At 51.2% G+C, this 25,682-nt stretch carries 25 protein-coding genes and 3 tRNA genes; 10 read left to right on the top strand and 18 right to left on the bottom strand.

The window, feature by feature from the left end:
• Positions 1-11: 11 nt before the first annotated feature.
• The 4 genes from A9165_RS06265 to A9165_RS06250 are packed head-to-tail and all read right to left on the bottom strand — an operon-like array spanning position 12 to position 2,536.
• Positions 12-908, bottom strand: coding sequence for a hypothetical protein (locus A9165_RS06265; protein WP_065955288.1), 897 nt, complete (start codon positions 906-908; stop codon positions 12-14).
• A gap of 11 nt (positions 909-919) precedes the next feature.
• The gene (locus A9165_RS06260; protein WP_008608194.1) at positions 920-1,684 is read right to left on the bottom strand and encodes a hypothetical protein; all 765 of its coding nucleotides are present in this window, start codon (positions 1,682-1,684) and stop codon (positions 920-922) included.
• 2 nt (positions 1,685-1,686) lie between these two features.
• Positions 1,687-2,244: a hypothetical protein gene (locus tag A9165_RS06255; RefSeq protein ID WP_065955287.1), complete on the bottom strand. Its 558-nt coding sequence runs from the start codon at positions 2,242-2,244 to the stop codon at positions 1,687-1,689.
• A 7-nt stretch (positions 2,245-2,251) separates the two neighbouring features.
• Positions 2,252-2,536, bottom strand: a complete 285-nt coding sequence (locus A9165_RS06250; RefSeq protein WP_008608197.1) for a J domain-containing protein — start codon at positions 2,534-2,536, stop codon at positions 2,252-2,254.
• 209 nt (positions 2,537-2,745) lie between these two features.
• Here A9165_RS06250 and A9165_RS06245 point away from each other — a divergent pair, with 209 nt between their 5' ends.
• On the top strand, positions 2,746-3,048 hold the full coding sequence (locus tag A9165_RS06245) for a hypothetical protein (RefSeq protein WP_065955286.1): 303 nt from the start codon (positions 2,746-2,748) through the stop codon (positions 3,046-3,048).
• A 74-nt stretch (positions 3,049-3,122) separates the two neighbouring features.
• Positions 3,123-4,061, top strand: a complete 939-nt coding sequence (secF, locus tag A9165_RS06240) for a protein translocase subunit SecF (protein ID WP_065955285.1) — start codon at positions 3,123-3,125, stop codon at positions 4,059-4,061.
• Positions 4,062-4,075: 14 nt separating this feature from the next.
• On the opposite strand, the gene A9165_RS06235 is transcribed toward secF, so the two are convergent.
• Positions 4,076-5,158 carry a hypothetical protein gene (locus A9165_RS06235; RefSeq protein WP_255365659.1) on the bottom strand — a complete coding sequence of 361 codons (1,083 nt, stop codon included), beginning with the start codon at positions 5,156-5,158 and terminating at the stop codon, positions 4,076-4,078.
• A 240-nt stretch (positions 5,159-5,398) separates the two neighbouring features.
• Positions 5,399-7,063: an asparagine synthase B gene (gene asnB / locus A9165_RS06230; RefSeq protein WP_065955283.1), complete on the bottom strand. Its 1,665-nt coding sequence runs from the start codon at positions 7,061-7,063 to the stop codon at positions 5,399-5,401.
• Positions 7,064-7,217: 154 nt separating this feature from the next.
• Between asnB and A9165_RS06225 the strand changes: the two genes are divergently transcribed.
• The 6 genes from A9165_RS06225 (at position 7,218) to A9165_RS06200 (ending at position 12,234) form a co-directional block, all read left to right on the top strand.
• Positions 7,218-8,036, top strand: coding sequence for a DUF3025 domain-containing protein (locus A9165_RS06225; protein ID WP_065955282.1), 819 nt, complete (start codon positions 7,218-7,220; stop codon positions 8,034-8,036).
• 12 nt (positions 8,037-8,048) lie between these two features.
• A complete protein-coding gene (locus tag A9165_RS06220) occupies positions 8,049-8,849 on the top strand; it encodes an ABC transporter ATP-binding protein (protein WP_008951827.1) in 801 nt (266 codons plus the stop codon).
• On the top strand, positions 8,849-10,051 hold the full coding sequence (locus A9165_RS06215; RefSeq protein ID WP_065955281.1) for an ABC transporter permease: 1,203 nt from the start codon (positions 8,849-8,851) through the stop codon (positions 10,049-10,051). Before A9165_RS06220 ends, A9165_RS06215 begins: the two co-directional genes overlap by 1 nt.
• 93 nt (positions 10,052-10,144) lie before the next feature.
• Positions 10,145-10,351 carry a bacterioferritin-associated ferredoxin gene (locus tag A9165_RS06210; protein WP_008951828.1) on the top strand — a complete coding sequence of 69 codons (207 nt, stop codon included), beginning with the start codon at positions 10,145-10,147 and terminating at the stop codon, positions 10,349-10,351.
• A gap of 133 nt (positions 10,352-10,484) precedes the next feature.
• Positions 10,485-11,378, top strand: coding sequence for an aspartoacylase (locus A9165_RS06205; RefSeq protein ID WP_065955280.1), 894 nt, complete (start codon positions 10,485-10,487; stop codon positions 11,376-11,378).
• A 52-nt stretch (positions 11,379-11,430) separates the two neighbouring features.
• Positions 11,431-12,234 (top strand): ABC transporter substrate-binding protein, encoded by an 804-nt coding sequence (locus tag A9165_RS06200; RefSeq protein ID WP_065955279.1) that lies wholly within the window; start codon positions 11,431-11,433, stop codon positions 12,232-12,234.
• A 48-nt stretch (positions 12,235-12,282) separates the two neighbouring features.
• On the opposite strand, the gene gloA is transcribed toward A9165_RS06200, so the two are convergent.
• The 12 genes from gloA to A9165_RS06140 all read right to left on the bottom strand — a co-directional run bounded on the left by gloA (position 12,283) and on the right by A9165_RS06140 (position 21,698).
• Positions 12,283-12,684, bottom strand: a complete 402-nt coding sequence (gene gloA / locus A9165_RS06195) for a lactoylglutathione lyase (protein ID WP_065955278.1) — start codon at positions 12,682-12,684, stop codon at positions 12,283-12,285.
• Between the two features lie 9 nt (positions 12,685-12,693).
• Positions 12,694-13,326: an endonuclease III gene (nth, locus tag A9165_RS06190; protein WP_065955277.1), complete on the bottom strand. Its 633-nt coding sequence runs from the start codon at positions 13,324-13,326 to the stop codon at positions 12,694-12,696.
• A 12-nt stretch (positions 13,327-13,338) separates the two neighbouring features.
• The gene (locus A9165_RS06185; RefSeq protein ID WP_008608215.1) at positions 13,339-14,034 is read right to left on the bottom strand and encodes an electron transport complex subunit E; all 696 of its coding nucleotides are present in this window, start codon (positions 14,032-14,034) and stop codon (positions 13,339-13,341) included.
• Positions 14,031-14,663 (bottom strand): electron transport complex subunit RsxG, encoded by a 633-nt coding sequence (rsxG, locus tag A9165_RS06180; protein ID WP_008951833.1) that lies wholly within the window; start codon positions 14,661-14,663, stop codon positions 14,031-14,033. Before rsxG ends, A9165_RS06185 begins: the two co-directional genes overlap by 4 nt.
• A complete protein-coding gene (gene rsxD, locus A9165_RS06175) occupies positions 14,660-15,727 on the bottom strand; it encodes an electron transport complex subunit RsxD (RefSeq protein ID WP_008951834.1) in 1,068 nt (355 codons plus the stop codon). The genes rsxG and rsxD overlap by 4 nt, the downstream gene beginning before the upstream one ends.
• Entirely contained in the window at positions 15,724-18,087 is a 2,364-nt protein-coding gene (gene rsxC, locus A9165_RS06170; protein ID WP_065955276.1) for an electron transport complex subunit RsxC, read from the bottom strand. Before rsxC ends, rsxD begins: the two co-directional genes overlap by 4 nt.
• Positions 18,088-18,093: 6 nt before the next feature.
• The gene (gene rsxB / locus A9165_RS06165; protein ID WP_008608220.1) at positions 18,094-18,645 is read right to left on the bottom strand and encodes an electron transport complex subunit RsxB; all 552 of its coding nucleotides are present in this window, start codon (positions 18,643-18,645) and stop codon (positions 18,094-18,096) included.
• Positions 18,642-19,226: an electron transport complex subunit RsxA gene (gene rsxA, locus A9165_RS06160; protein WP_008608221.1), complete on the bottom strand. Its 585-nt coding sequence runs from the start codon at positions 19,224-19,226 to the stop codon at positions 18,642-18,644. Before rsxA ends, rsxB begins: the two co-directional genes overlap by 4 nt.
• A gap of 121 nt (positions 19,227-19,347) precedes the next feature.
• Positions 19,348-21,276, bottom strand: a complete 1,929-nt coding sequence (locus tag A9165_RS06155) for an EAL domain-containing protein (RefSeq protein ID WP_083216232.1) — start codon at positions 21,274-21,276, stop codon at positions 19,348-19,350.
• Between the two features lie 139 nt (positions 21,277-21,415).
• Positions 21,416-21,492, bottom strand: a tRNA-Asn gene (locus A9165_RS06150).
• A 31-nt stretch (positions 21,493-21,523) separates the two neighbouring features.
• Positions 21,524-21,600 (bottom strand) — tRNA-Asn (locus A9165_RS06145).
• Between the two features lie 21 nt (positions 21,601-21,621).
• Positions 21,622-21,698, bottom strand: a tRNA-Asn gene (locus A9165_RS06140).
• 520 nt (positions 21,699-22,218) lie between these two features.
• Here A9165_RS06140 and A9165_RS06135 point away from each other — a divergent pair.
• Together A9165_RS06135 and uvrB are read left to right on the top strand one after the other, a co-directional pair.
• Positions 22,219-23,571 (top strand): MATE family efflux transporter, encoded by a 1,353-nt coding sequence (locus tag A9165_RS06135; protein ID WP_065955275.1) that lies wholly within the window; start codon positions 22,219-22,221, stop codon positions 23,569-23,571.
• A gap of 8 nt (positions 23,572-23,579) precedes the next feature.
• On the top strand, positions 23,580-25,595 hold the full coding sequence (uvrB, locus tag A9165_RS06130) for an excinuclease ABC subunit UvrB (protein WP_065955274.1): 2,016 nt from the start codon (positions 23,580-23,582) through the stop codon (positions 25,593-25,595).
• Positions 25,596-25,682 lie beyond the last annotated feature (87 nt).

Genomic DNA, 25,682 nt, shown 5'->3' with positions numbered 1-25,682 from the left:
GAGCTTTGAGCTTAGAGTTCAAGATAGTGCGGCCAGCCCAGTAGTGGGCTTTGCAGGCCTTGTTTATGTTCAAACGCATCCAGCTTTTCCGGGCTGGCATCGGCTTGTTGCAATTTTTGATAGTCGCGGCAAAAGTGTAGGGTACGCAATAGCGCCGGAATAAAATGCTGGCCCAGATCAGCGCGGATCGCCTCGGCGTTAGCCTTGGGTAAGGCCGATAGCACTGCCTCGGTTTGTAAGCTAAGGTAGGTATCGTTAAACCAATGTTCGGCCAGGCTGATTTGCCGCAAGCGTTTTTTCAGATCCTGCTTCACTTTGTCGCCACTACAGAGCGCGCGGTACAGCACGATTTCGGCCAGCACTTCTTCCAGACTAAAGTGTTCAAATTCGTCAAAAACCTGCTGCTGGTAAAAATGTTGCCGTAACAGCTGCATCGCCTGATGCCGGTGATGTTCAGTCAGGGCTTGCTGGTAAGCCTGCCAACCTGGCCAGTCTTCGGCATCCGGCGGCGAGGAGACTTGCTGTAATAGCTGTTCATCGACGTCGCCATATAGCGAGGCCTTGCCTGGTACTTTCTTGCTGACTAGGCTTAACATCGACCAGCCTTTTTGAAAGGGCATAACCACACCCTCCGGGCTTAACAGCAGAGCTAGCGCCTGTCTGGCATCGCCATCTGACAAGGCCTGTAGGCCCAGACTGGTAATTCCAATCACATCATGCGCGGCCTGTTCTAACAGATGCATCTTGTACTTATTGTAGAATTTATCTGCAAACTTCAGGCTCATCAGCACCGCTTTGCTTTTGATCTGTTGCAGCTGTTCGGCACTGAGTTGTTGCTCAGCGCGTGCTAAGGTCAGGACCTGGCTTAAAAATGGGCCGGCACCCTGCTCACGTACTACTAACTGCATTGAAAAGTCCTTTAATCCAGAAAACTGAACATATCGTCGACTTCGGCAAACTCATCTTCGACCTTGTTCTTTTCTTTCGCCTGCATCACCAGTTCAGTGGCAAATTTGCTGATGATGGCTTCCCAGCCCGATTTCTCATCGCGGATCAAGGCTTTGATCGAGGTTTCCACCTTAGGGGTCAGTTGCCGGATCAGCGCCAGTAAACTTTTCGGATCATCATAGCCAATATTGTGCGCATCTTCCGCTAGTTGCCGCTCGGTATAGCTTTCGGCTTCTTCCAGATGTTCCTCATCTTCATACAGCTTATCTTCCCAGTAGTTTTCATACTCAAGAATTTCACCGCGATAGATCTCAATAAAGGGGATCGACAGATAAAACAGACCCGCCGGATCTTCGGCTATGCATTCCAGAATTTCTGCCTGTTTTTCTTCGTTGTCCTGAGTGCGGATCAGGTAGGTCAAAAAGTCGAAGGTATGCTGCTTCAGTTCTTCGGCATTATTTTTGATTTTCTCTTCCCAATACAGCGGTTGCTGGCAGACGATGTCGCGGATTTTCTCTGGCGTCATTAACTCGGAAATAATCGAAGGGAACGACAGATCATGCTGGCTGTTAATTTGCGTCAGGGTCACGATATCAATTTGTTCAATGACCTCGGACAGCTGCTCATCGCTCATGGTATTGGCAATGATCTCGAAGCGTTCGCTGGCTTGTTTCGGCTCCACCAGCGCCAGTTGTTTAATTTCATCAGCCGCGATTTTAATCAGCTCAGTACTCATTATTAGCCCTCGTGCTTAAAGCGGATTTCATCGTATTGATCGTCGTAGCCTTCTTCATCGCTATCCTCATCATCGGCATAGGGATCATCATAATCCGCCATATCCTCATCATTTTCATCGTCTTGATAGTCGTCGGCTTGGTCGGTGTCTCGCGATTTGGCAGGTAAAGGCTTATCCTGGCTAAGTAAATACAGCGCAGCGCAGGCCTCAATTAAGACGCTTTCTGAGTAGGCCCGAATGGCTTTAACTAAAGCCAGATCGGCATTATTAAAGGCAACTGAGATTTTAAATTCGTCCCAGGACGGCACCTTGCCGCTGCTAAGCCATTGCTGCCATTTGAGCTTAGCGGCGCTCGGGAACTGCACCCGGCCAAACAGTGCCATCGGCAGGTATTCCGGTACCGACTCCAGCATTTCCGGATCGGCCAGCAATACGGCTTTCATTTTGTTGGTAAATTGTTCCAACGCTTTCGGCTGCTCGGGATCGATATAGGAGTCCATATTTTCCCGGGCATCGGTTGTTAGCTGTTTAATTTTCGCCAGATTAAGTTTGGTCGCCATCTTGGTCTCACGCGTAATATTCGTCCCACAGCTCGCGCATTGCCGCGGCCGGATCATTCACAATAACGTTGTTAAAGTCTTTTAAAAAGGCACTGCGCTGTTTCGGATCGGACAGCACCTCGTAAGCGGTTTTTACCTGCTGTAGTTGTGTCGCGGCCCGTTGTTGTTCATCTTCCGACAAACCATGCAGTTTATCCGGATGATATTTATTGGCCAGCCGCCGGTAAGCTTTTTTGATGTCTTCGTCACTGGCATTCGTTTTTACGCCCAGGATCCGAAAATGATTTTGCATCGCTGTGGTTCCTCAGATCGCTAACGGTTAAGCGCCTTGCGTCGCTAATCTGTCGCGCAGCTATGATAAAGGGCTGATCATAGCAGATTGCACTGCTCAGCACATAGCAGGAGTTTTTTTAAATCGCCCCCTTGTTTATCGCCGGGCGCACCGTCATCATAAGCAGCATAACTGCAATCTGCTGCAGTTGTTGTCGTTGGCGGGAAGTCATGCGCTGGTTCAGTGGTTTAGCCATTTTGTTGTACCTGAGTTTATTGTGCACGCCACAAGGCTTTGTGGTGCACGATTTACGTCTGGCACCACTGGCCGATCAGCAACTGACAGCTGTTACCGCCAAACCACATAGCCTAAATGAGCGCACTCTGGCTGCGGATGACAATGATGACGTTGTCAGCGGTGGCGAAAACGGCGCCCCGGCTGTTACCGCACCGCCGGTAGTCACTGCCTTACCTGCTTTTGCTGCTGCCGGCTTTTATCGGTACTTCAGCGCCCGTGGCCCGCCACAACCCTAATCCCAATCGTTAAGTATCTATATTGGGCGCCCTCTGGGTTTGCCTGTGTTTGGGTTTATGGTAATGGAGCTGTTATGCAGCTATTTCGTAATGATCTGTCGATCAATTTTATGCGTTGGCGTTGGCTGGCCGTGGTGCTGTCCAGCCTTTTAGTGGTGTTGTCTTTAGTGTTATTACTGACCCGCGGTTTGAACTGGGGATTGGATTTTACCGGCGGTACTGTGCTGGAGCTTAGTTTCGCGCAGGCGGCCAACCTCGATCTGCTGCGGCAACAGCTGACGCAGGCCGGCTATGCAGAGGCGGTAGTGCAGTTTTTTGGCAGTACCCATGATGTGTTGGTGCGGTTGCCTTCAGAGGCGGGCGCAGTGCAACAGCAAGTCGGGGAGCAGGTGTTTCGTGCCTTACAGGCGCAGAGTGAGGTGGCAATGACACTGAGCCGGGTCGAGTTTGTCGGGCCGAGCGTCGGTGAAGAGTTAAAACAGGATGGTGGCCTGGCGGTATTGGTCGCCCTGTTGGGGATCCTGGTGTATGTTGGCTTTCGTTTTGAATGGCGGCTTTCGCTGGGCGCCGTCTTGTCGCTGGCGCACGATGTTATCCTCACCCTGGGGCTATTTTCGCTGTTACAACTGGAGTTTGACCTGACAGTGCTGGCGGCCATTTTGGCGCTGATTGGCTACTCGATTAACGATACGATAGTCGTATTTGACCGGGTACGGGAGATGTTCCGCAAGCTGCGCGACGAAACGGTACTGGAAACCATCAATCAGGCGATCACTTCCACCTTGAACCGTACAGTGATTACCTCACTGACGACCATGCTGGTACTGGTGGTATTGTTTTTCAAAGGCGGGGCTTTGATCCACGGCTTTGCGACCGCACTGTTGTTTGGTATTGCCGTGGGTACCTATTCGTCAGTCTATGTTGCCAGCGGTGTGGCAGTGTTGCTCGGACTAAGCCGCGAAGACCTATTGGCCCCTAAACCCGTTTCTGAGCAGGAAGAGCTGCAGCCTTAGGCTGCAGCAGTAGTTTAATACCAGCGCGGATCAAGCTGCAGTTTAAACAGCAGTGGCGAAAACTGCTGAAACGCCGCAGCATTATCCGGACATTGAATATTCTCCGGATAATGCCGCTTCCATGGATCGTTGACGAGCACCACCTGATCACCTACCACGGCAACACCCTCGATCGAGGTATTGGCCAGCGGCTCATAGGGCGGGCAACTGCTGTCTGGACGGGTCGGCGCGTAAAAACGCAGTGGAATCACCTTTGCCGGTTGCTGGCGGCTTAAATCCAATACCCAGAGCTGATCATCATTGCGTGCCGCAGCCAGCAGATAACCGGGATGGCCCTCTTTTCTGGCTGGCAGAAAGTCCAGACCATTGATCGGGTGATCTTTGGCATCCGGTACCGGCAGCGGCAACTTAAGGTCGGTAACCTTAACAAAATCATCGCTGAGCCAGAAATCGTCGCTATAGGGCGTGACAAAGATCATCGGTGCATTGGCCTGATTTTTCTCCAGCGCCAGATACAGGTTACGTTGATTATCAAACGCCAGGCCTTCAATGCCATCATTCGGGAAGTCACCGACCTTTGCTGCTGCCGGGAACTGTACTGGCCGCACCGCCACGACTTCGGCAAAGCTTAAGGCTTTATCGGTACGGATTTTTACCAGTAGGGTCGGATAGGCGGTGGCATGGGTAACGCCGAAGCGCCGGGCGCAATCTGCGGTTAAGTGAAATTTGCTGGAGTCTTCGGTGACGCTGATTAGCGTGCTGTCGTCCAGGCGATCCCAGGTCAGGGATTCCCAGTCTGGATCGCCGGCTAACAGCTCGGCAAAGCAGCTCTGTTTTAGCGCCGGGTTAACGTTAATGGCAAGAGGCGGGGCGACCAGTTGCCCGGTCGCCGGGTTGATCCGTAGCAGCTTGTTTCTAAGCGCCGGGGTCGCGCTATTATCGCCAATATGCACCAGTTCACCATGGCGGTAGGTTAACCCTGAACTTTGTGGATCGGGGATCGTCTGCCCGTTGCCATCGGTGAGCCATTGGCCAGCGAGATGCTGTTCGGTTAACCATAGCGCAGGCGTATCTGCCGCAACAGCAAGGCTGCTCACAAGATTGCCAGCAAGGTTGAGAATGCAGCCAGCGGCGAAAAGTAAAGACGTAACAGCAGGTTTCATTAGCGAATAGTCCTGAAATAAAAGGCGTATTCTGCCAGTGTCGGATGACAATTCAAGTTTTGGTGCTCTAGTGGCAACAAAAAACCCGGCGGACCGGGTTTGGCTTGTTAGTGCTTGGCTTTCGCTGCGCTCTGCTTTGTCAGCGCTTGGCTGGGTTTACGCCTGGCTTTGCGGTTAATAACCCTGAGCGTGTACATCGCGCACGGCACGACCAGACGGATCCGTCAGCTCGGCCATTTTGGCATCCCAGGCCAGGGCTTCCGGCGTAGAGCAGGCGACGGATTTACCGCCCGGTACACAGGCAATGGCACCGGCATGCGGGAAGTGCTCTTCAAAGATCACCCGATAGTAATAGGCCTCTTTGCTGTCCGGCGTATTGACCGGGAAGCGGAAGCTGGCGGTCGCCATCTGCTGATCACTGATCTCTTTCGCGGCATGGGCTTTCAGGCTGTCGATCCAGTTATAGCCAACGCCATCTGAGAATTGCTCTTTCTGACGCCACAGGATTTCATTGGGTAATAAACCATCAAAGGCCTGACGCAGGATATGTTTTTCCATCTTACCGCCACCGCACATCTTCGCTTGCGGGTTTAAACGCATCGCCACGTCCATAAATTCCTTATCCAGGAAGGGCACCCGGGCTTCAATACCCCAGGCTGACATCGCTTTGTTGGCGCGGTTACAGTCGAACATATGTAAGCGCTCCAGCTTACGCAGCGTCTCTTCGTGGAACTCTTTGGCGTTGGGCGCCTTATGGAAATACAGATAGCCGCCGAAGATTTCGTCCGAGCCTTCGCCCGATAACACCATCTTAATGCCCATGGCTTTGATTTTCCGGGCCATCAGATACATCGGGGTAGAAGCGCGGATGGTGGTAACGTCATAGGTTTCTAAATGATAAATCACATCACGCAGCGCATCTAAGGCTTCCTGCACACTAAAATGGATGGTGTGATGCACAGTACCGATGGCATCCGCAACTTTTTGCGCAGCCGCCAGATCCGGTGAGCCGGGCAAGCCGACGGCAAAAGAGTGCAAGCGTGGCCACCAGGCTTCGCTTTGATCATCATCTTCAACCCGGCGTTTGGCAAATTGCTGAGCAATTGCCGAAATCAGTGATGAATCCAGACCACCGGATAACAGCACACCATAGGGCACGTCTGACATCAGGTGGGTTTTGACACTGTGTTCCAGCGCGGCTTTTAACTCCGCCTCGCTGGCCGGATTATCTTTCACTGCGTCATAGGACATCCAGTCACGCTGGTAGTATTTACGCAGCTCACCGATTTTGCTGTCAAAGTAATGACCCGGTGGGAATTCTTTAATTTGCTTGCACACCGGCACCAGCGCCTTTAACTCTGACGCTACAAATAACTGACCATGCTCGTCATAGCCATAGTACAGCGGAATAATACCGATATGGTCACGGGCGATCAGGTAGCGGTCTTGTTCAGCGTCATACAGCACAAAAGCGAACATACCATGCAGGCTGTCGATAAACTCAGCGCCGTGCTCTAAATACAGCGGTAGAATGACCTCACAATCCGACTTAGTTTTAAACGGATAGGGCGTGGCCAGGTTTTTTTCCAGTTGTTTGTGATTGTAGATCTCGCCATTCACTGCCAGAATGTGATTTCGATTATCATTAATGAGGGGTTGGGCACCATTTTCAGTATCTACGATGGCCAGGCGCTCGTGCACCAGAATGGCATTGTCGTTATTCCAGATCCCGGACCAATCCGGGCCACGATGACGTAATAACTTAGATAACTGCAGCGCCTGTTGGCGCAATGCTTTAACATCAGTTCTGATGTCAAGCACCCCAAATATCGAACACATGATAACCTCTGATAATCAAATTAAATAACACATAGTTTGGCAGTATGTACGTCTAAACGTACTCCCTGACTGTGCCATGCCCGCTTAAAAAAGCAAGTGCTTTTTCATCTGCGGGAACTAAAAATATCACTGTGATGCTGAATGATTACCAATAATGCTGAAAAATTCATCAAGAAGCCGTTTTACCCCACCTACCGACTGGTCTGCCGCCGTACTGACGGCCAATCCTATCTTTACTGATTTGGTGGCGCGTTTTCCTCTGCAAAACCAGAGTCAGTGGCCTGAACCAGCTCAGCTTAACCACTGGCGGAGTAACACCGACTTTAGCTTTGTTGAAAATGCCTTATTAGAGCAAGATGGCCGTTATTATGAAGACTTTATTTTCGCCACCCGGCAAATTCCGACCCGGGCAGCAAACTGGCATGACTTTTTTGGGGCGCTGATTTGGTGTTTGTTGCCCCGCACTAAGGCACTGTTAAACCAACTGCATATTGCGGAAATTGCCAAGCATGGTCAAAAACAACGCACTCAGCTGCGCAATAAGCTGACGCTATTTGATGAGTGTGGAGTGGTACTGTGTCTGGAACCCTCAGCGGTGGCACATGCCAGCTTACTGCGTGATCACCAGTGGCAACAAAGCTTCTGGCTGCAGCGAGCTGACTGGTGGCAGGGGGTGCGGCCGCTGATCTTTGGTCATGCCATCTATGAAATGGCGACTGTGCCCTTTCTCGGGTTGACGGCCAAGGCGGTGTTTATCGAGGTGCCTGCTGGCTTTAGCCAGTGGTCTTTAACAGATGCTTACACTTTTCTCGATGAAAAGCTGCTGCTGCAAATTGCTAACAATCACTTACTGCTTGATAATCTGCAGCTAACACCGCTACCCTTGCTGGGGGTACCAGGCTGGTACGTTGCAAATCAACAGGCGGAGTTTTATGCAAATACGGATTATTTTCGTCCACGTAGAAGGCCATAACAGGACAGGCAGATGATTGAAATAAAAAATCTGGCCAAGGCATTTGCCCTTGGTAAAGGCAGCAAGTTATCCGAGACGGAAAAGCAGGATGTGCGCTATGCCGACAAGGAATTCCGCTCAGTACGGGATGTCAGTTTTCATTGTGGGCAGGGTGAAGTATTGGGTTTATTAGGCCCTAACGGCGCCGGTAAAACCACCACCTTGCGGATGCTCTCTACAGCGCTGAAACCGGATGCTGGCTCGGTACTGATTAATGGTGTCGATGTGCTGCGCGAACCGGTCAAAGCACGAAAGCAAATCGGCTTTTTATCGGCCGATACCGGCCTGTACGGCAAGCTGAGTGCCTATGAAAATATTGCCTATTTTGGCCGCCTGCACGGGATGAAAGAGGCCGCATTAAAACAGCGTATTGATGAGCTGTTCACTATGCTGAATATGCATGACTTCGCCAGCCGCCGTGCTGACAATATGTCGACCGGTATGAAACAAAAAACTGCCATTGCCCGCGCCGTAGTGCATTCACCAAAGGTAGTGATCCTGGACGAACCCACCACCGGCCTGGATATTATGACGGTACAGACGGTACTGGATTTTATTAAAGGCTTAAAGCAAGCCGGTACACCGGTGATTTTCTCCACTCACCATCTGGATGAAGTAGCCAGCTTATGTGACCGGGTGGTGGTGATTGATAAAGGGATCAGCGCATTTTCCGGCGATCTGGCAGAATTTAAAGCCCTGGCGCCGGCTGGCGATTTACGTGACGCCTTTTTAAGCGTGCTAAAACAACAACCCCGCGAGCAAGGAGCAGCCTGATGTGGCAGGTTTATTTAAAAGAATTAACTGAACTGATGCGTGATCGCAAAACCCTGATTTTTGTGATCTTACTGCCAATTTTTATTTTCCCGGTGATTTTCGGTGTGATGGGGTTGGTGCTATCGTCGACCACGGCCAAAGCGATGCAGGAGCAACACAAGTATGTGATTGTAAATGGGGACCAAGCGCCGGAATTTGCCGAAGCCTTGTTTTATCATAAGAATTTTAAACGGGTTGAGTCTACGCTGACTGCGCCTGAGGAGCTGATAGCCGCTATCCGCGCCGGCGAATTTGCCGTGGCGGTAGTGATCCCGGATGATTTTCAGGCCAAGCAAAGCGCGGTAGAACAAAGCCAGTGGCAACTGATTTATAATCAGTCCAGTCAGCTGGATTTTATGTCGCGGTACTTTAATGAATTACTGGAAAACTATACCGGCCAGTTACAACGTCAGTCTTTATCAGCGCTGGGGGTTGATCCGGTAAAACTGACTGCTATTTTAAAACCGGTGTCGGTGCAGAAAGTGGATACTGCTGATAAACGCGAAAATATCGGTGAGAAGTTTGGTGCGCTGATCGCCTATATCCTGATCCCGCTGTGTTTGCTGGGCGCTTCCTATCCGGCCATTGATATGGGCGCCGGTGAAAAAGAGCGCGGTACCCTGGAAACGCTGTTGATCTGTCCGGTTAGCCGCTCGGCCATTGTACTGGGTAAATTCTTAACGGTATTAACTACCGGTCTGGCTGGCGCGCTGATTACCGTCGCCAGCTTCGGGATCTGGGGTGCAGTTATCGGTTCCTTTGCCGGTTTTGCCGTGGTACAGGAGGCAATGGGGGCGATCGCGACCGTCGAGCTGCTGCTGATTTTCCTGATGATTGTCCCTACCTCAGCCATTTTTGCCTCCTTGTTGTTGGCGATTTCCATTTACGCCAAAACCTTTAAAGAAGCGCAAAACTATATGAGCCCGTTGTCAATTCTGATGTTTGTGCCGCTGGCAGCGGCCATGATGCCGGGGGTGGAGCTGAGCACCAAGACCGCGATGATCCCGGTGATGAACGTGGCCCTGGCCATTAAAGAGCTGATTAAAGGCACCGCCGATGGCAGCATGATCGCGCTGATTTTCGGGGCGACAGTGGCGCTGGCCGCTGCCTTGATTGCGTTCTGTGTGCACTGGTTCCAGCAGGAAAAAGTGCTGTTCCGGTAACGGTAGACTTTTTATCCATCAGCATCAAAAAGCTATTGATAACGATTCGCAATAATATTATTATGGCGCAGTTTTCTGAGAAGAGGCTGCGCCATGTTTGTTTGTATTTGCAAAGCGGTAACGGATAAAGCGATTAAGCAAGCGATTGCTGATGGTGCTGAGTCTATGCGTGATTTAAAGGCACAGCTGGGCGTAGCGAGTCAGTGCGGTAAGTGCGTATGCCAGGCGCAGCAAATCTTACACAATGAACTGGTGAAACAGCAGCAATTAATCGATAGTCTGGCCAAGCCAGCAGCCTGAGCCATAATTAAACTGCAGTCTCAGCCTTTTAGTTATTCTCATTCTGGTTAAACACCGCCATAATAAACCCTGATTTTACTCAGGGTTTTTGTTTTTTAGTTACAGACATTTTATCTCTCGTCAGGAGTAGCAAATGGATCAGATCAAACAGGTTGCGATAGTCGGTGGTGTGCATGGTAACGAGTTTTCCGGCATCTATCTGGTGAAACAGTATCAGCAGCAGCCGGAGCAGGTCAGTCGTCGCAGCTTTACTACCGAAACCGTTTGGGCCAATCCGGAAGCGCACTATGCCAATAAAAGGTATCTGCACAGCGATCTGAACCGTCAGTTTAAAACCGTTGATCTGGCCAATCCCAACCTCTGCAATTACGAGCAAAGCCGCGCCAAGGTGCTGAATGCGCAACTGGGGCCCAAGGGTAATGCCCGCACTGATCTGCTGATTGATTTACATAATACCACCAGCAATATGGGCGCCTGCTTAATCCTGACCCAGGCCGGCCCGTTTTACAATAAGTTAGCAGCCTATGTAAAAATGAAGATGCCGGAAGCCATTATCTCTCGTGACGAGGATCATTTTGCCGCTGAAGAGCATGCGCTGATGTGCACACTGGGGCGTTATGGTGTGCTGGTCGAGGTTGGGCCGCAGCCGCAATCGGTGTTGCGACAAGACGTGCTGGAGCTGATGCATCGGATGACGCAGCATATTTTGGATTTTGTCGAGCTGTACAATAACGATGCCTTGCCGGTACTGCCAAAACAAACCGAAGCTTTCCGCTACTTGCACAGTATCAAGTTACCCATGAACGAACGTGGTGAGCGTATTGGTATGGTGCACAAAAATGTGCAGGACCGTGATTATCAACCGATTTACCCCGGTGATCCGCTGTTTACTCTGTTTGATGGCACTGTCGTAAAGTACGAGGGCGAGCAGGTGGTGTACCCGACCTTTATTAATGAGGCGGCTTATTATGATAATAATCTGGCGATGTCGCTGAATGAAAAAGTGCTGATTGAGCTTGAAGAATAGCGCTATATTGATTAAACCGCCCAAATGCTTAATGGGTTACAGGATGTAATTTATGCTTAAGCGACTTCTGCCCGGCCTGTTGTGTGTCTTAGTGTACGCAGAGCTTTGTGGGGCTGAACCGGCAAAAGACGTTGTCTATCTCACTGAACACAGTATGCCAGGGACTTTTCTGGATGCTGAAAATCAGCCGGCAGGACCTACTGTCGAGCTGGTCAAAGAACTTAGTCGTCGGATGGAGCAGGGGGGGTATTATTACTTAATGCCCTGGGCCAGGGCTATGCAACGTGCGCAGCAAACTCCCCGCAGCATCCTGTTTGAGACAGTGCGTAATGCTGAACGCGAAGCCTTGTTTAAATGGGTTGGCCCGGTTAAGTTTTATGATATGTACCTGTATGGACCTTCTGATATTGCGGGATTAGGCTTAACCGCCGCTGAGCTCAGCCAGCGCTATATTGCTTGTGGCTACCGCGGTGCTTCGTATCATGCTGCGCTGGAAACCATGGGATTTGATGATGACAAAAATCTGGTTCTGATGACCCGGGCTGGCGATTGTATCCAGATGTTAAAGCTGGGGCGGGCGGAGCTAACACCATTAAACCGTTTACGACATGGTGAACGCTTTAGCGCCTTTGGCATTGAGTTAGCACCGCTGCAACCCATCCGTAATGTAGAACTGTATCTGGCCTTTTCGCTGGACTTTAGTGATGAAGAAATTCAGCGCTGGCAATATCAATTGGATCAGATGTTTTTAGATGGCACGGTGCGCCGTCTTTATCAGCAAGACTTTCCGGAAGAGTTGATCAACAGGTTGGAGCAGGCCGCAGCAAAGTCCTTGCAACGGCGTGGTGCCAACTAGCTCGATACTACTTCGACTCGCGGCGCTATAGCGCTGTTCGGCTGTGGGTTATAGCGTGGTGTAGCTGGCTTTTTTCTGGATCAGCTCGATAGCATAGTTATCCGGATCCCTGACAAAAGCAATCTCTGTTGTCCCCCCCTTCACCGGCCCGGGTTCACGGCTAATTACACCGCCCTTAGCACGAATTTTGTCACAGGCCTCATAAACATTATCTACTTCCAGCGCGATATGACCAAAGGCCGTGCCCAGCTCATAGCTCTCTACCCCCCAGTTATAGGTCAATTCCAGCACCGAATTACTGCTTTCATCACGATAGCCGACAAAGGCCAGTGTATATTTATACTCCGGGTTTTCTGACTGACGCAGCAGCTGCATCCCCAGCACTTCAGTGTAAAAAGCGATCGACCTTTCCAGGTTACCGACCCGTAACATCGTATGTAGCATACGCATGCTTAACTCCTATTCGGTTTTTTCTTTAAATTCACACAGCTCTTCGATTAAACAGCTGCCACAGCGCGGCTTTCGTGCCACGCAGGTATAGCGGCCATGCAGGATCAGCCAGTGGTGGACGTCTAGTTTAAACTCGGCCGGTACCACTTTAAGCAGCTTCTGCTCAACTTCGTCGACATTCTTACCGGGTGCCAGCTTGGTGCGGTTACTGACTCGGAAAATATGGGTATCCACTGCTATGGTTGGCCAGCGAAAGGCAGTATTTAGTACAACATTAGCCGTCTTACGGCCGACACCCGGCAGTGCCTCCAGTGCCTCGCGATCCTCGGGCACTTCGCCATTGTGCTGCTCGACCAGGATGCGGCAGGTTTTAATCACATTCTCAGCCTTAGTATTAAACAGGCCAATAGTTTTAATATAGTCTTTTACGCCATCTACGCCCAGTGCCAGCATCGCGGCCGGCGTACGTGCGACCGGAAACAGTTTACGGGTGGCTTTATTAACGCCCACATCAGTGGCCTGCGCTGAAAGCAGGACCGCAATCAGTAACTCAAAAGGTGAGCTGTATTCGAGCTCAGTAGTCGGGTTTGGATTGGCCGCACGCAGGCGGCTTAGCATAGCAATACGTTTGTTTTTATTCATGCGTTGTTTGTCTTATTGCACCGAGCCGGTAACCCGGGCGCGGGCAATACTGCCTTTTTCAATGATCTGCCGCTTAGCCAGGCGCTGGTCAATACTGTTCTTTAACGCAATCAGCAGCCCCATACCAATAAAGGCGCCTGGCGGCAGCATCGCCAGTAAGAAATGATTGTCGCTGTGAAATACTTCAATTCGCAGTACTCTGGCCCAGTCGCCCAACAATAGCTCAGCACCGTCAAACAAGGTGCCCTGACCCAGCAGCTCGCGCATGCCGCCTAACACCAGTAACACCAGTAAAAAGCCCAGCCCCATCATCAGCGCATCAATAGCGGACGGTAACACCGGGTTTTTCGACGCAAAGGCTTCGGCGCGGCCGATAATGGCGCAGTTGGTAACAATCAGAGGAATAAAGATCCCCAGTGATTGATAAAGCCCGAAGGTAAAGGCGTTCATCAGCAGCTGCACCACTGTCACAAAGCTGGCAATAATCAGTACGAAAATTGGGATCCGGATTTCATTAGGTACGTGTTGGCGTACCAGAGATACCACGATATTCGAACCGAGTAACACCAGTAGCGTTGCCAGGCCCAGCCCCAGCGCATTGGTCAGGGTACCTGTTACCGCCAACAGTGGGCAGAGCCCGAGTAACTGCACCAGGCCAGGGTTATTTTTCCATAGCCCCTGCAGGCTAAGCTCTTTAAATTGACTCATGGCATGATCTCACAATTTGCCGTGGCGTCTGCCAGTTCCGGGTGTTGTTGCACGAAGCGGGCGGTGCGATAGATGGCATTGATCACTGCTCGGGGGGTAATGGTCGCGCCGGTAAACTGGTCAAAGTCACCGCCATCTTTTTTTACCGCCCAACGTTTGGCATCAGCTTCGGTTGCGCTCTGGCCGCTAAAGGCATAAATCCAATTGTTGCGACGGCTCTCAATTTTGTCACCCAGCCCCGGTGTTTCCTGATGGTTCAGTACCCGGCTGCCTAATATTTCGCCGCCAGGCGTTACTGCAACCAATAAATCGATATTGCCGCTGTAACCGTCCGGTGCTGTCGTTTCGACAATAAAGGCTTTTAGCTGTTGCTGATCGCGCCAACGGTATACCGCCTGTGCTGTGCTGCGCCCCAACGCCTCAGGTGCCGTTACCTGGACACAATCGGCCAGTAAGGTGCGAACATCGGCTGGCTCGGGCAACACCTCCTGCAGGGTATTCATCCGGCTTAACAGCTGTTGTTCGGCAATGCGCTCTGCCGTGAGCTGGTTTATGGTACCAAGAATAGCGACACAAAGCAGGGCAACCAGTGCCAGGATCAGAGCATTTTTACTGATAAAGCGGATCATTTCAGGTCCCGTTTTGCTTTGTGGCCATAGGTGCGGGGCCGGGTGTAATAATCAATCAAGGGGACGCTCATATTGGCCAGCAGCACAGCGAAGGCAAAGGCATCCGGATAACCGCCATAGCTACGGATCAGATAGACCAACAGACCAATTAAAGCGCCATACCAGAGGCGGCCTTTATCGGTAGTAGAGGCGGAAACCGGGTCGGTGGCAATAAAAAAAGCCGCCAGCATAGTCGCGCCGCTAAACAGATGGAATAGCGGGCTTGGGCTGGCACCGGCTGAACCCAGCCAGAATAACAGCGAAGGCACGGCCAGACCTGCCAGCACGGCTGCAGGAATACGCCAACTGATCACCTTTTGTTGGATCAGTAGCAGTCCGCCCAGTAAGTACGCCAGATTCACCCATAACCAGCCGGCACCGGCAAAGCTATAAAATACCGGCCGCTGTAAGCTCTCTGCCAGTGTCATCCCGGCCGCCAGATCCTGGCGCAAACTATCCAGCGGCGTCGCTTGTGTGCTGCCATCAATGCCTTGTTGCAGCTGCGACAAACTAAAGCCACTGCAGCTGTACTCAGTAAATACCATACAAAACGCATCGAGCGGGCTGAGCGCGACCGGCTGTAAACTGACCGACGGCAGCCATTGCGTCATCTGTACCGGAAAAGAAATAAGCAGCATGACATAGGCGGCCATCGCCGGATTAAACAGATTGTTACCCAGGCCGCCATACAGCTGCTTTACCATCACAATCGCAAAGGCCGTACCTATCACAATCAACCACCAGGGCGCATAGGGCGGTATTGCTATCGCCAGCAGTACCGCGGTTACCAGGGCACTATGATCAAGCAGGCGCGGCAATACCGCTTTCTGACGCAGCCGGAGGATCAGGGCTTCGCAAAGCCAGGCGGTACAAATAGCCAGCAGCAGTTGCACCAGCACACCGTAGCCGAAAAAGACTGCCTGAACTGCTATACCGGGCAGGGCAGCCAGCGCCACCCATTGCATCAGACTGCTGGTAGTGCGCTGGTTATGGTGGTGTGGTGAGCTGGCTATTTTAAAGCTCATTCTGTTTTACTCTCTTCACTGTCTCGTTGTTCACTGAGCTGTTGCTCAGTAGTCTGGTGCTCAGTACTCTGCTGCGCTTTGCGGGCTTTGGCGCGGGCCAGGGCGGCGGCGACTGCGGCTTTGCGCGGGTCGTCATTGCCGGCAGCGTCAGGCTGTATCCCAGTATCAGCTGCCTGGCGCTGCTGCTCTGTGGTCACAGCGATGTCTGCCACAGCAGGCTTAACTATGGCTGTTTCTTGTGCCGGCGTTGCCGATTGCTTTGCTTTGGCTCTGGCCAGTGCTGCGGCAATAGCCGCTTTACGCGGATCTTCCGGCATCGCAGCTGCATCTGCGGTCACAGGCTCTGCCACTGTTGTTGCTGTGGTCGTTGTTACTGATTGTTTGGCTTTGGCTCTGGCCAACGCTGCAGCAATAGCTGCCTTACGCGGATCCTGTTGTTCGGGCTCGGCAGCGATGGCAGAAGGTTCTGCCATGGTGCTATTGGTCTGCCCGGCTTGTCGGGCTTTGGCTCTGGCCAGAGCGGCGGCAACAGCGGCTTTGCGCGGATCGGCAGTATCTTGTGTTGTTGGCTCAGCAGCTGTGGTTTGCTCCACAGTAGGACTGGAAGCGGCATCTGCCTGACGCGCCTTGGCGCGAGCGATGGCAGCGGCGACGGCAGCGGCTTTACTGTCTACCGAGCTGTCCGATGTACTGGCCAACGTGCGGTCTGCCGCACTGGCTGCGGCTGTAGCCTGTTTCTGCGCCTGATATTCGCGGGCTTGTTGTTTTTTTAACTCGCGTTCGGCCAGAATTTGTTGATGATCTTTGGCGCTATCGGTTGCCTGCAGCGCTGCTTTTTCTGCTTGCTGGGCTTTAACCCGCGCCAGAGCTTCGGCGACAGTCTGGTTTTGATTCGGTTGCGTCTGTTGTCTGGCGGCCGCCAATTGTTGATTGCGCGCCAGGCGCTGCTGTTTTTCCTGCTCCAGCCGGGCATTGCGGGCTTCAAAGCGGGCTTTTGCCTGCTCCGCTTTTAGGGCTTCGCGTTGTTGCTCACGGATTTCAGCCTTGGCCACGCGGTAATATTGCACCAGCGGAATTTCACTGGGGCAAACGTAAGCGCAGGCGCCACACTCTATACAGTCAAATAGATTGTATTCCTGCAGCTTTGCCGGATCCCGGGCCTTGCTGTACCAGAGCAACTGCTGGGGTAATAGTGTAGCCGGACAGGCATCCGCACATTGGCCGCAGCGGATACAGTCGAGTTCAGGACCATTATCCGGCAGTTCGTCGCGGGTTGGTGCCAAGATACAGTTAGTGGTTTTCACAATGGGGACCGCCAGATCCGGTAGCGTAAAGCCCATCATCGGGCCACCCATAATGACTTTCTGCTTTGCTTCGCTTTGAAAGCCACAAAAATCCAACAAGGAACTGACCGGAGTACCCAGCAGTGCCAGTACATTTTGTGGCTGGCGCAGCGTTTCGCCGGTCACCGTAACAATTCGCGAAATTAACGGCTGATCATCCAATACTGCCTGAGCAATGGCAAAGGCCGTGCCGACGTTTTGCATTACGATGCCGATATCAGCTGGCCGACGACCAGCCGGGACCTCTTTATTGGTCAGCAACTGGATCAGCTGCTTTTCACCGCCAGACGGGTATTTAACCGGAACTTCCCGTACATAGTAGTGTTCGCGTTGGCTGCAGGCGGCTTTAAGGGCGGCGATTGCAATAGGTTTATCCGCTTCAATCCCAATCAGTACTGCCTTGGGGTTTAGCAGTTGACACAGAATATCAATACCTTTGACGATGGTAGTAGGCGCTTCCTGCATCAGGGCATCATCGGCACTGATATAGGGTTCGCACTCCACGGCATTAATAATCAGATAATCTACCGGTTGCTGCATTCCGGCTTTTAAATGCGTTGGAAAGCCAGCGCCACCCATGCCAGCAATACCGCTATCCTGGATCCGCTCCAGTATTTGATGCCGGCTGCTGGTGGCAATATTCAGTGGCCGCCGCTCGCGCCATTCGTCTTTGCCATCCGGAACTAAGACTATCACCGGCTCAGGTAGGGCTGAAGGGTGAGCGCTGGTATGCTGGCTGATACTATGAATAACACCTGAGGTTGGCGCATGTACCGGCACCGCCATAGAATTATCGGCGCTGGTTAAGGCTTCACCCTTGAGTACCCGTTGTCCGACAGCGACAATCAAACGGCCGGCAACACCAATATGCTGACGTAATGGCAGATAGAGCCGATCAGGCAGCGGTAACTGCGCCACCGGCTTACTACTGGTTTGACTTTTCCGTACCGGCGGATGGATGCCACCGTGAAAGTCCCACAGGGTGCCGGCCTGAATTTGCTGAAATAAGGTTGGCAAATATTGTTACTCCACCATCTTAACCGGTATGGCCTGCAGATCCCATTTCCAGCGCTCCACAGAGTCGGCAACAGGGATCATATCAATACAATCGACCGGGCAGGGTTCAACACAGAGATCGCAGCCGGTACATTCATCGGCAATCACCGTATGCATTTGTTTTGACGCACCGACGATGGCATCAACCGGACAGGCCTGAATACATTTGGTACAGCCGATACATTCATCTTCACGGATAAAGGCCACCCTTTTGATGGCGACTTCCTGCGCGGCATTCAGCGGTTTGGCTTCGACGCCTAACAATTCCGCTAATTTCTTAATGGTTGCCTCACCACCGGGGGGGCATTTATTAATGTCATCGCCATTGGCGATGGCTTCAGCATAAGGCCGGCAACCAGGGTAACCACACTGTCCACATTGGGTTTGCGGCAGAATATCATCAATCTGCTCTACCAGTGGGTCGCTTTCGACTTTAAAGCGGATTGCTGCATAGCCGAGCAGTGCGCCGAAAATTAAAGCCAGGGTACCTAACGCCAGTAATGCATTGAATAAGGTCATAGCGCTTTCACCAGACCACTAAAGCCCATAAAGGCCAGCGACATCAGACCGGCGGTAATCATCGCAATGGCCGCGCCTTTAAAGGGTACTGGTACGTCAGCGGCGGCCAGCCGTTCACGCATGGCAGCAAACAGGATCAGCACCAACGAGAAGCCGACTGCCGCACCAAAACCATAGAGGGCGGAGTTAATAAAATTATGCCGGGCGTTGACGTTTAATAAGGCGACGCCAAGCACCGCGCAGTTAGTGGTGATCAACGGCAGGAAGATGCCCAGTAAACGATATAATCCCGGGCTGGTTTTATGCACTACCATCTCCGTAAACTGCACCACCACGGCAATCACCAGAATAAAACTCAGAGTGCGTAAATACAGCAAGCCCAAAGGCGCCAGTAAATAGCTGTCGACCAGATAGCTGCAAATCGAGGCCAGGGTTAACACAAAGGTTGTCGCCAGCGACATACCAATAGCCGTCTCCAGCTTACCAGACACCCCCATAAAGGGGCAGAGGCCAAGAAATTTGACCAGTACAAAGTTATTCACCAGTACTGTGCTGATTAACAGCAGCAAGAATTCAGTCATAAGGGTAAAGTACTCAGCATAGGGCCTATATTATGCAAGCTTGGGCTAAGGCTTACAACCTGATAAAACAAAGGGTTTTACCTTGCAGTAAAACCCTGGTTGTAAAGCAATACAGACTGGACTACAAAGGTTGCGGCTTGCCGATGTAGTAACCCTGGGTGCCATCGATAAACAGCGACTCCAGCATATGTTTTTCTTCCTGAGATTCAACACACTCGGCAAAGACGCCGACACCGATACGGTGTGCCAGGTCGATCATCAGGCGCATAAAGTATTGATTGTTTTTGTCGTTATCAATATGACGGGTATAGCTACCGTCCATTTTAACGTAATCCGGTTTCAGGTCACGGAAAAACTTGAAGGAAGTGATACCAACACCGAATTTCTCTACGGTGATCCGGGCACCGGCGCGGTGCACCATATCGATAAAGCGTTTACTGGTTTTCAGGTTCTGCTGCAGACCAAATTCGGTCACTTCAAATACCAGCCGTGAGGCAATATTGGCATCCTTTAACAAACGCCGCTCTAGCCAGATATTAAATTGGTCATCGTGGACAGTACGTGGGGACAAGTTAATACCAAAATACTGGTCTTGCATACTGCGCTCTTTGATTGTCGTCAGCGCGGTCTCAATAATCATCCGATCAACTGAAATAATTTTATCCAGTTTTTCTGCCATCGCTAAAAAGGATGCGGTAGGTAAAATCTGATCTTCGTGCGTTTTAAAGCGCACTAAAATCTCGGAGTAGGCCTTGGCCGCGCGACTGGAAGGCTGAATGGTTTGCACTAACAAGCTGATTCTGCTGTTCGCTAACACCTCTTCAATCACATTGCGCCAGTTCTGGTTGCCGTAGCTGTTGCTGGCATTTTCCAGACCACTGCTGTCTTTCTGCAGATGCCAGGCGTTAGGCTGTTTGGTTTGCGCCAGGCTAATCGAGGTATCGGCTGTTGCCAGCAACTCCCCGAGCGGTTTCCCGGCTTCGTAACTCACCAGGCCGGTATAGGCAACAGACTCCAGCTCCGCCAGCTTCTGGAACTCGTTAAAACGACTTTGCAGCTGCAGCGCAAAATTCTCCGCTTCTTTTGGCGTGACATGAGGTAACAGCAAACCAAAATCGGAGCTGTTCAGCCGATATAAACGCGCATGCTTATAGGTTGCGATGGTTTTCTTGATAATTTCCGCGACCTGGCTGACATAGTTGTCACCTTCCTGGAAGCCCCGGCTCTGATTAATACTCTGTAATTCGGTACAACGGGTAATAGCAAAAATGCCAAATTTATTTAAGTCTTCGTTTTGGCTAAGTTCGTCATAGCCTTGAACAAAGCGATTACGGTTCGGCAGGCCGGTTACCGGATCTTTATAGGCTTCCTCGGCAATTTGCTGAGCGTCGGCTGTCATTCTTTCATATTGCTGGCGGGTGTGTTGTGCCAGGCGCTGTAAAGCCTGAGCAAGATCAGAAAACTCCGCCGGGAGCTTCCGAAAGGCATGAACATCCGGTTGCTGTTGATTCAGGAAGCCTTCGATTGCCTGATTCACGGCCGCGCTGGTGCGAGTGTATTTACGCTCCAGGCTACTTTTAACAAAAAACACGGGCACCCAGCCTAATAACAGTGGCAATACCAGCAGTAGCCAGAAAAAGCTTTGTAGTGGCGCCAGAATTTGCTGCGGGTTTAACTCAAAGCGTACCACCAGCTCTTGCGCTTCATCTCTGACATACTGTGACGCAAAGTTATGTCCGGTCAGATTTAATAGCGCATGCAGCAGACTGGATTGACGTTGAGGGTTGTTATACTCGTAAAGAATGGTGCCATCAGTTTTGCTGATCTGCAGACTGTTTAACGGGAAACTGCGTTCAACCTGACGGCTGAGTGCTTTACCATCTACGCCCACGTGTGAGATCAGCACCTGTTCCATGGCGAGCTTGGTTTGTACTTCCTGTTGCTGCAGTAAATTTTTACTCTGGTGTAAGAACGCAATCATTAAAAGCAGGATTAACAGCAGGGCAGAGACAAGTTGCGCGATAAGCAGTGTACGAAAATTTTTGATCATGCTAAGCCACCTTCAGAGCCAAGTTCCTGTGCGCAGGTCGGGTATTCCTTAATCACTTATATTAAAGCAAAAAAAACCTTAAAAATAAATAAATAACCAAAAAGGCTGATTTACGCGATGAGTGACACAGAAAAGAATGTGGCTCCCCAGACTGGACTCGAACCAGTGACCTACGGATTAACAGTCCGCCGCTCTAACCAACTGAGCTACTAGGGAACGATAAGTGCCTTTACGGCTGATAGTGAAGTGGCTCCCCAGACTGGACTCGAACCAGTGACCTACGGATTAACAGTCCGCCGCTCTAACCAACTGAGCTACTAGGGAACAAAAATGCCGTTGAGGAAGTGGCTCCCCAGACTGGACTCGAACCAGTGACCTACGGATTAACAGTCCGCCGCTCTAACCAACTGAGCTACTAGGGAACAGCATTCAACGGGGCGCAATACTAATGCCAGCACATCAGCCTGTCAACACTTTGGCTATGGGATTTTCAGCACAATGATTCACTTGCATAGAGTTTCGCCAGTATGCTGCTTTTGCCAGCATTTATTCTGTGTTTCAGATGCCACAATTAGTAAGTGAGCAAAGTGCCAGGTTCCCGATCTGGGTTGCAATTCATGTCTGGCAAGGCATTAAAAAAGTTACTCACAGAAGCTGTGGATAACTCTGTGAGTTATCCGTTATCTGTTGTAGCCAAGCCTTGCCGGTGCTGTGTTTCCGCTGGGTCAATAGGTTTGCGATAAAAATTTATTTCCTTTTAAAACATGATCTTAGCATTGGCTCCGGTTAGTTGGGTGATGCGATTTTGCGAAGTGTTGCTTTAAGCAACGATTTGTCTTTATTGTGCACTTTTTCATGCTGACTGGCGTAATTTGCCTCTGGGCATGGCACTGCCCACCGATCTTCACTACAATGGCGTGCCCTTATCCGCTGATGTGTGTCATGTCTGAAACAAGTATTCATACCAAGAATCCGTTGTTAAGTACGGCTATTGCGCCTTTATTAAAACAACTGACCTGGCCGGTGCTGGGCGGCATGTTGACACTAATGAGCTTTAACCTGGTTGATACTTTCTTTATTAGTTTGCTGGGGACCGCACAGCTGGCGGCGATCAGCTTTACCTTCCCGGTAACCTTTACGCTGATCAGCCTGGCAATTGGGCTGAGTATCGGAACATCTGCGTTAATTGCTAAGGCGCTAGGCGCAGGTTTGACAGATTCGGCAAAAGCGGACAGTATCGCCGCACTCTGGCTTGCTGCAATATTGGTGTGCTTGCTGGCAATCGCCATAGGAATGGCGTTGGATCCGCTGTTTGTGTTGCTTGGTGCAACCGACGCTACCTTAGGCTATATACGTGACTACATGTATATCTGGTTAGCCGGCTCGGTGCTGTTGGTAACACCGATGATTGGTAATGCTATTTTACGCGCTGCCGGGGAAACTAAAATCCCCAGTTTGGTCATGGCGGCTGGTGGCTTGGTAAATGCGGTACTCGATCCCTTACTCATATTCGGTCTTGGACCTTTTCCGGCACTCGGTATGCAAGGCGCCGCTCTGGCCACAGTGATTTCATGGCTGACCGGCTTTGTCTTTATCCTGTATTGGTTGGCTGTGCGGCGCAAGTTGTTAGATCGCTTCATATTGCCTTGGACTGTGTTTTGGTCTATCTGGCGGCGGATTCTGCACATTGGCATGCCGGCTGCGGCAGCAAATATGTTGACTCCTGTTGCAATGGCTATCTTAACAGCAATGATAGCTGGCTATGGCCCCGAAGCAGTAGCTGCGCTTGGTGTAGGGATGCGCCTTGAGAGTATTGCTTGTTTGGTAGTTCTGGCGCTCTCGATGACTTTACCCCCTGTGATCAGCCAGAACTTTGGTGCAGGGCTGTTGGGGCGGGTGCAACAAGCCTACTTTACCGCTTGTCATTTTGTTTTAAAGTGGCAGGCAGGCGTATTTCTATTGCTGGCAGTACTGGCTTATCCGATAGCAGCCTTATTTACCCAGGATCAACAGGTTGCGACCTATATCCGCTACTTTATCTGGTCATTGCCACTCAGTTATGGCTTGCAGGGGGTAATCATCTTAACCAATTCCTCGTTCAACGCTTTACATCTGCCAGCGAAAGCAATGATATTAAGTTTAGTACGCTTTTTTATCTGTTATATCCCTTTGGCATGGTTGGGTGCTCAAATCGCCGGGGTACCGGGATTATTTATCGGGGCTATGGTTGGCAATTTACTGACCGCCAGTCTGGCCTATTATTGGTTTAGGCAGGTTATACAACGTTATCAGTAGGGAATATTATGTCGCGCGCTTTCGAACTTGTATCAGACTATCAACCGGCCGGTGATCAACCTGAAGCCATTCGTAAGTTAGTCGAGGGGCTGGAAGCCGGACTGGCGCATCAAACCCTGCTTGGGGTCACCGGCTCCGGTAAAACCTTTACCATGGCCAATGTGATTGCCAAAGTGGGGCGGCCGACGCTGATTATGGCGCATAACAAAACCCTGGCCGCGCAATTGTATGGCGAGATGAAGGCGTTTTTCCCACACAATGCCGTCGAATACTTTGTTTCTTACTACGATTATTACCAACCTGAAGCCTACGTACCCTCGACAGATACCTTTATTGAAAAAGATGCCTCGATCAATGAGCATATTGAGCAGATGCGGTTATCCGCCACTAAAGCGCTGATGGAGCGCCGCGACGTAGTGATTATTGCATCGGTATCGGCGATCTATGGTTTGGGTGATCCCCAGTCCTATATGCAAATGTTATTGCATCTGAAGCAGGGCGATATCGTCGATCAGCGTTTTATCCTGCGCCGCCTGGCGGAGCTGCAATATACCCGCAATGATCTGGCCTTTGAACGCGCCACTTACCGCGTGCGTGGTGAGGTGATCGATATCTTTCCAGCGGAATCGGATGATATTGCGGTAAGAGTTGAGCTGTTCGATGAAGAAATTGAGCGTATCAGCTTGTTTGATCCCCTGACCGGCGCTGTTGAGAAAATTGTCACCCGTTTTACTGTTTATCCGAAAACCCACTATGTGACACCGCGGGAGACTATTTTAGCGGCGGTAGAGCAAATTAAAGTAGATTTGGCCGAGCGGCGTCAGGAGTTACTGGCGGCCAATAAACTGGTGGAAGAGCAGCGCTTGGCGCAGCGCACCCAGTTTGATATCGAAATGATGGTCGAGCTGGGTTACTGCTCGGGTATTGAAAACTATTCGCGCTATTTGTCTGGCCGGGAGCCCGGCTCGCCACCGCCAACGCTGCTGGAATATTTCCCGGGTGATGGCCTGATGTTTATTGATGAGTCGCACGTCACCATTTCACAAATTGGCGCCATGTATAAGGGCGATCGTTCGCGCAAAGAAAACCTGGTGAATTATGGTTTCCGGCTGCCGTCGGCTCTGGATAACCGGCCGCTGAAATTTGAAGAGTTTGAAATTATCGCACCGCAGCGGATCTATGTGTCGGCAACACCAGCGGCCTATGAACTGGAACACTCGGCCGGTGAGGTGGTAGAGCAGGTGGTGCGGCCAACCGGCCTGGTGGATCCTGAGATTGAGATCCGGCCGGTGGCGACCCAGGTCGATGATTTGATGTCGGAAGCGATGCAACGGGCAGAGCGGAATGAGCGGGTACTGGTCACCACCTTAACTAAGAAAATGGCCGAGGATTTAACTGAGTATCTGAGCGAACATCAAATCAAAGTGCGTTATTTGCATTCAGATATTGATACCGTCGAACGGATGGAAATTATCCGGGATCTACGGCTGGGAGTGTTTGATGTGCTGGTCGGTATCAACCTGCTGCGGGAAGGCCTGGATATTCCGGAAGTGTCGCTGGTGGCCATTCTGGATGCCGATAAAGAAGGGTTCTTGCGCTCGGAACGCTCGTTAATTCAAACCATTGGTCGGGCGGCACGTAACCTCAGTGGTCGCGCCATCCTGTATGCCGATCGCATCACCGACTCCATGCAGCGGGCGATTTCGGAAACGGAGCGGCGGCGGGCAAAACAGCAAGCCTTTAATGCGTTGCACGGCATAGCGCCACAAGCGATTAAAAAGAAAGTGGCCGATGTGATGGATCTGGGGCAGGCACCTCAACCGATGGATCCGAAGCTAAGGCAGGTGGCGGAACAAAGCCGGTTGCGCCAGGGCAAAACGCCTTATCAGTTGCAGGCGGAAATTAAGCAACTGGAGCAAAAAATGCTGCAGCATGCCCGCGATCTGGAGTTTGAACAGGCGGCGGCGTTACGGGATCAGATCCACCAACTAAAGCTATTATTGCTTGAATTACCGGCAGATTAAGGTGTGATTGCTTAAAGTCTAAACGTTTTCATGGGGTTATTCAGTTTTCATTAAGTTGCAACGCCTAAGATGCGCTCAGTTGCACGA

Source organism: Alishewanella sp. HH-ZS (assembly GCF_001704375.1).
Taxonomy (GTDB): Bacteria; Pseudomonadota; Gammaproteobacteria; order Enterobacterales; family Alteromonadaceae; genus Alishewanella; species Alishewanella aestuarii.
Note: the sequence above shows the minus strand (reverse complement) of the source record. Positions and strands in the feature narration are given on the sequence as shown.

Coding starts and splice junctions, on each gene's coding strand:
- A9165_RS06265 (WP_065955288.1), bottom strand. CDS start 908: ATGCAGTTAGTAGTACGTGAGCAGGGTGCCGGCCCATTTTTAAGCCAG.
- A9165_RS06260 (WP_008608194.1), bottom strand. CDS start 1,684: ATGAGTACTGAGCTGATTAAAATCGCGGCTGATGAAATTAAACAACTG.
- A9165_RS06255 (WP_065955287.1), bottom strand. CDS start 2,244: ATGGCGACCAAACTTAATCTGGCGAAAATTAAACAGCTAACAACCGAT.
- A9165_RS06250 (WP_008608197.1), bottom strand. CDS start 2,536: ATGCAAAATCATTTTCGGATCCTGGGCGTAAAAACGAATGCCAGTGAC.
- A9165_RS06245 (WP_065955286.1), top strand. CDS start 2,746: ATGCGCTGGTTCAGTGGTTTAGCCATTTTGTTGTACCTGAGTTTATTG.
- secF (WP_065955285.1), top strand. CDS start 3,123: ATGCAGCTATTTCGTAATGATCTGTCGATCAATTTTATGCGTTGGCGT.
- asnB (WP_065955283.1), bottom strand. CDS start 7,063: ATGTGTTCGATATTTGGGGTGCTTGACATCAGAACTGATGTTAAAGCA.
- A9165_RS06225 (WP_065955282.1), top strand. CDS start 7,218: ATGCTGAAAAATTCATCAAGAAGCCGTTTTACCCCACCTACCGACTGG.
- A9165_RS06220 (WP_008951827.1), top strand. CDS start 8,049: ATGATTGAAATAAAAAATCTGGCCAAGGCATTTGCCCTTGGTAAAGGC.
- A9165_RS06215 (WP_065955281.1), top strand. CDS start 8,849: ATGTGGCAGGTTTATTTAAAAGAATTAACTGAACTGATGCGTGATCGC.
- A9165_RS06210 (WP_008951828.1), top strand. CDS start 10,145: ATGTTTGTTTGTATTTGCAAAGCGGTAACGGATAAAGCGATTAAGCAA.
- A9165_RS06205 (WP_065955280.1), top strand. CDS start 10,485: ATGGATCAGATCAAACAGGTTGCGATAGTCGGTGGTGTGCATGGTAAC.
- A9165_RS06200 (WP_065955279.1), top strand. CDS start 11,431: ATGCTTAAGCGACTTCTGCCCGGCCTGTTGTGTGTCTTAGTGTACGCA.
- gloA (WP_065955278.1), bottom strand. CDS start 12,684: ATGCGTATGCTACATACGATGTTACGGGTCGGTAACCTGGAAAGGTCG.
- nth (WP_065955277.1), bottom strand. CDS start 13,326: ATGAATAAAAACAAACGTATTGCTATGCTAAGCCGCCTGCGTGCGGCC.
- A9165_RS06185 (WP_008608215.1), bottom strand. CDS start 14,034: ATGAGTCAATTTAAAGAGCTTAGCCTGCAGGGGCTATGGAAAAATAAC.
- rsxG (WP_008951833.1), bottom strand. CDS start 14,663: ATGATCCGCTTTATCAGTAAAAATGCTCTGATCCTGGCACTGGTTGCC.
- rsxD (WP_008951834.1), bottom strand. CDS start 15,727: ATGAGCTTTAAAATAGCCAGCTCACCACACCACCATAACCAGCGCACT.
- rsxB (WP_008608220.1), bottom strand. CDS start 18,645: ATGACCTTATTCAATGCATTACTGGCGTTAGGTACCCTGGCTTTAATT.
- rsxA (WP_008608221.1), bottom strand. CDS start 19,226: ATGACTGAATTCTTGCTGCTGTTAATCAGCACAGTACTGGTGAATAAC.
- A9165_RS06155 (WP_083216232.1), bottom strand. CDS start 21,276: ATGATCAAAAATTTTCGTACACTGCTTATCGCGCAACTTGTCTCTGCC.
- A9165_RS06135 (WP_065955275.1), top strand. CDS start 22,219: ATGTCTGAAACAAGTATTCATACCAAGAATCCGTTGTTAAGTACGGCT.
- uvrB (WP_065955274.1), top strand. CDS start 23,580: ATGTCGCGCGCTTTCGAACTTGTATCAGACTATCAACCGGCCGGTGAT.